We start from the raw sequence: 4,320 nt of genomic DNA, 5'->3' as shown, positions 1-4,320 counted from the left end.
CGAACATCGCCCGCGCCTGCCGACGCCTGGCAGCAGACCCGTATCAGGCCGTCGGCCTGATCCTGGAAGGATGAAATAGCAGGTCACCGCCCTGACGGTCAACAACTACGGGACCCTGCGGCGGCGTTAGCCTCTTCCCGGGTGGCGAATGCGGCGCCGATAGCGTGTTCGGGTGGGCTGTAGATGGTGTACAGCACCAGTGGCTCGTCCCCGGTGTTGCGAAAGTTATGCTGGGCGCCGGCCGGTACCGCGCACTGGTCCCCGGCATCGATGGGATGCGTGTGGCCGTTGAGGTCGGCTTCGCCGGTTCCGGAAACGAAGGTCAGGATCTGATCGGTGTGTTCGTGGACCTCGTCTCCGATCTCGCCACCGGGCGGAATGGTCATCACCACGATCTGGGTGTGTTCTCCGGTCCACAGCACCTTCCGGAAGTCAGGATTATCCCTGGCCACGTCCGCGATGGTGAAATGCTCGACGTTGTCGCCCAGGGTGAAGTTCTTCTCGCTCATAGTCGGTCTCCTCTGTTTCGTGTGTTGATTTCGCTGTTCGCGTCGTTGTTGTGAGTCTTCGAGGTGCCCGGTGCCCCGGGGCGGGCCTACTGGCCCGGGATGGGCGTCAGGCGGCTACCTGCTCCGCAGCTGTCCCGATGGTGCGTTCACTCTTTGGCGTCGTCGTGGAGTATCGGGTGTTTCGCAGCAGCCGCATCGCGTTGGCGATGACCACGAGCACCGAGGCTTCGTGGACGAGCATGCCGATCGACATAGTCACTCCGCCGGCGAAGACTCCGGCCAGGAGCAGCACCACGGTGACCAGGGCGATTGCGATGTTCTGCTTCATCACGTTCACGGTCCGCTTGGCCAGGCCGATGGCCTCGGGCAGCTTGAGCAGGTTGTCGCCCATCAGGGCGATGTCCGCGGTCTCCACGGCCACGGCCGAGCCTGCCGCACCCATCGCCACGCCGATGTTCGCGGTGGCAAGAGCCGGAGCGTCGTTGACGCCGTCCCCGACCATCGCGATCGTGTGGCCCTGGCGCTGTAGCTCGGTGACGGCGTCCAGCTTGTCCTCAGGCAGTAGGGAGGCGTGGATCTCGTCGATCCCGGTGGCATTGCCGACGGCCTCGGCCACCAGTTGGGTGTCACCGGTGAGCATGACGACCTTCTCGACGCCGGCCCGGTGCAGTCGCGCGACCATCTCGGGTGCGTCCTGGCGGACCTGGTCCGCGACGGCGACGACGCCGATCACTGTCTCGTCAACAGCCACGATCATAGGTGTTTTCCCGGCGGCGGCCAGATCCTGGGCGGCCTGCGCTGCCTCGGCGATGCCCGAGGCAATGCCGTACTGCTCCAGTAGCGGCGGGTTGCCGATCAGCACTTGGCGGCCATTTACGTTCGCCACGATGCCCTTGCCGGGGACCGGGGTGACGGTGCCGGGGATGCCCTGCGGGGCAACTCCCTCCTCGCGGGCAGTCTCCAGGATGGGGCGGGCCAGTGGGTGTTCGGAGCCGGCCTCGGCGGCCGCGGCCCAACGCAGCACCTCCGGACGGTCGAGCGTGGAATCCAGGATGATGACGTCGGTCAGCTGGGGACGTCCCTCGGTGAGAGTGCCGGTCTTGTCCACGGCGACCGCGGAGATCTTCGCGGAGGTCTCCAGGAACTCGCCGCCCTTGATGAGGATGCCGTTGCGCGCGGCGCGGCCGATGCCCGCCACGATGGCGACCGGGATAGAGATCACCAGGGCACCGGGGCAGCCGATGACCAACAGGGTCAGGGCCAGCACCACGTCTCCGCTGATGAGTCCAGCCACCAGGGCCAGGACCATGACAGCGGGCGTGTACCACGTGGAGAACCGGTCGATGAAGGCCTGGGTCTTGGCCTTGGCGTCCTGAGCCTCTTCCACACGGTGGATGATGCGGGCCAAGGTGGTGTCTGCGCCGATGCCAGTGGCCAGGACCTGTAGGAAGCCGCCGCGGGAGACGGTGCCGGCGAACACCTGCCCGCCTTTAGTTTTCTCCACCGGGATGGACTCGCCGGTGATGGAGGCCTCGTCGATGGCGCCGGTGCCGGAGACGACCTGGCCGTCCACGGGGACCTTCGCGCCGTTCTTGACCAGGACGATCTCGCCCATTCTCACCTGTCCGGCAGGGACTTCCTGTTGCTCGCCATCGCGCACGACGATCGCGGAATCAGGGGCGACGGCGACGAGTTCGGCCAGTGCCGAGCGGGTCTTGTTCAGGGTCGCAGCTTCCAGCGCGTGGCCGATCGCGAACAGGAACGTGACCGCCGCGGCCTCCCAGAAGTTGCCGATGATGACCGCGCCGATCGCCGCAACCGACACGAGCAGGTCGATGCCGATGATCTTGGCGATCAGCGCGCGCACCGCCTTCACCACGATCCCGTAGCCGGCAACCACGGCCGCGGCGATCATGAAGACATCTCCGAGGGTGAAAGCCGCGCTGGCGTGAGTGGCGTGGGCGCCGGCGTCGAGCCACCACTGGGGGCTGACGGTGAGGTTGGCGGCACCCCCGGCCAGCCACTGGATGGCGAAAGAGATGATGATGAGCACGCCGGACACGACGGGAACTGACCAGTTCCCATAGACCCATTTTTGGAGCCTGTTCACTTTCGGGTACGCCCTTTCTGGTCTCGTGCCAACAGAGCGGCAGAGGGAATGTGGGGAGGATGTCCGCAGGCGGCCCGCGGGGGCCGTTGGTCTCAGAAGGCAGACGGTGCGGCCTTGTAGCCGGCTTTGGCGATGGCGGCGACGAGGTCATCCACGGAGGTGCGCTCGTTGTCATGGTCGACCTCGATGCGGGCGGAGGCGAAGTGGACCTTCACGTTCTTGACACCCTTGAGTCGCCCGACCTGCTTCTCGATCTTCGCCACGCACGACGGGCAGGAGAATCCCTCCGCCCTAAGGACCGTGTGAGTGGTGGTGGGGGTGGAGGTGGCCATTGTGGACCCCTTTCGTGATGCGTTCCTTATTGGTACCTTCACGATAGGTTTGCGGCGCCCGGAACTCCTTGACATAGATCATGTTCGGCGCGCGCCTGCTACCGAGGCGTAGCTGACGCTGCCCGGTCCCATGGCGCTGATGCCGACTCCGCCCTGATCCACCGTCGTTGATTCCAAGGGTGAATCCTCGCCGAGTTTCGGTGGGTGATGGCGTTTGGGCATGGGTGGTCCGCCGGTCTACCCGGCCTTTCCACTTGGTTCTCCGGTCGTACCCAGTCAGGGCGGAGGGTCAGGTTGTCGCGGTCGCGGTGCCGAAGAGGTTGCGCCACGCCAACTCCCACGGCCACCGCGACGGCAGGTGCAAGGTCAGCCTTCGTCCGGACGACGCGATCCTCGCGGGGATGTTGATCAGGTGAGTACGCAGCGTCGCCCACCGGGCGCGGGCATGACGTGGTGAGGCGGCGACACCGGCGGCGCGGGCGAGGCCGAAACGCGATCACCGCGTGCGCCAGCCACGCCGCATTCGCCGCGTACCTCCCCGACGGCAGATGCGCCAACGGTCCGTCCTTGAGCTCCGCGATGACCTGCTCGACGATCGCGTGGTCGCGGTGCCGGGCGTCGGCCTCGATGGTTGTCAGCGACGAGTTGGTGACGAACGCGTGATGACGGTGGGCGTCGAACAATTCGCCCTGCCCGGCGTGCGGGTTCAGGCGTTTCACGCGACGCACCACCAGCCGGCAGATCACATGCTCCTTCTTCCGTCGCGAGGTGAAGACGGTGACCTCGGTTTCGGCGACCTCGGCATCGGAGATCCACCGCTGCTCGTCGTCATCCCAGACGGCGTTCGGGTAGGTGATCGCCGTCCACGCCGTGTCGTCGATCGACGCGATCGCCGCCCGGATCTGCGGGTTCATCCTCGCGGTCACCGAAAACCACGCCCCAGCCCGCTGCGCGGCGGCGACGAACGCGTGCCCGAAGTAGGCCGAGTCGGCGCGGGCAAGGATCTGGCCGGATGCCCCGGCGGCGCGGGCGCAGCCGATGGCCTGGGCGAGCAGGCGGCCGGCCCCGGCGTGGGAGGAGACGTTGCCGCGTCGCAGTCGGGCGGCGGCGATCACCGGCGCCGCGATCGGGGTCGACACGATCGCGACCTGCGCGTTCAATCCACGGACACCGGTGTAGCCGAATGCCGCGGCCTGCTTGGAGTAGCCGTGCACCTCGCGGATCGTGTCGTCGACATCGACGAACGTCATCTGATCCGCCCCGTCGAGCAGTCCGGGGACCTGGTCGGTCAGGCCGGTGAGCAGGCGTGCCGCGACGGCGTCGAGTTGCTGGACGTGACCGTGCGTGAACGACCGCAGATACGTGCCCA

General features: G+C 66.8%; 3 protein-coding genes and 1 pseudogene. All 4 read right to left on the bottom strand.

Annotation, left to right across the window (positions count from 1 at the left end; all coding sequences use genetic code 11):
- Nucleotides 1-98: 98 nt before the first annotated feature.
- Nucleotides 99-509: a cupin domain-containing protein gene (locus tag LDQ05_RS19355; RefSeq protein ID WP_226438575.1), complete on the bottom strand. Its 411-nt coding sequence runs from the start codon at nt 507-509 to the stop codon at nt 99-101.
- A gap of 106 nt (nt 510-615) precedes the next feature.
- Entirely contained in the window at nt 616-2,571 is a 1,956-nt protein-coding gene (locus LDQ05_RS19350) for a heavy metal translocating P-type ATPase (RefSeq protein ID WP_372461165.1), read from the bottom strand.
- Nucleotides 2,572-2,711: 140 nt separating this feature from the next.
- Nucleotides 2,712-2,951 carry a heavy-metal-associated domain-containing protein gene (locus tag LDQ05_RS19345; protein WP_226438573.1) on the bottom strand — a complete coding sequence of 80 codons (240 nt, stop codon included), beginning with the start codon at nt 2,949-2,951 and terminating at the stop codon, nt 2,712-2,714.
- Nucleotides 2,952-3,240: 289 nt separating this feature from the next.
- A pseudogene (locus tag LDQ05_RS19340) lies at nt 3,241-4,320 on the bottom strand (IS1380 family transposase); the annotation flags it as partial.

Origin of the sequence: Rhodococcus yananensis (genome assembly GCF_020515525.1) — a bacterium.
Lineage (GTDB): Bacteria > Actinomycetota > Actinomycetes > Mycobacteriales > Mycobacteriaceae > Rhodococcus > Rhodococcus yananensis.
This window is presented reverse-complemented; position numbering and strand designations above follow the sequence as displayed.

Bases quoted from the DNA above. Each gene is read 5' to 3' on its own strand.
- LDQ05_RS19355 (WP_226438575.1), bottom strand. From the start codon at position 509: ATGAGCGAGAAGAACTTCACCCTGGGCGACAACGTCGAGCATTTCACC.
- LDQ05_RS19345 (WP_226438573.1), bottom strand. From the start codon at position 2,951: ATGGCCACCTCCACCCCCACCACCACTCACACGGTCCTTAGGGCGGAG.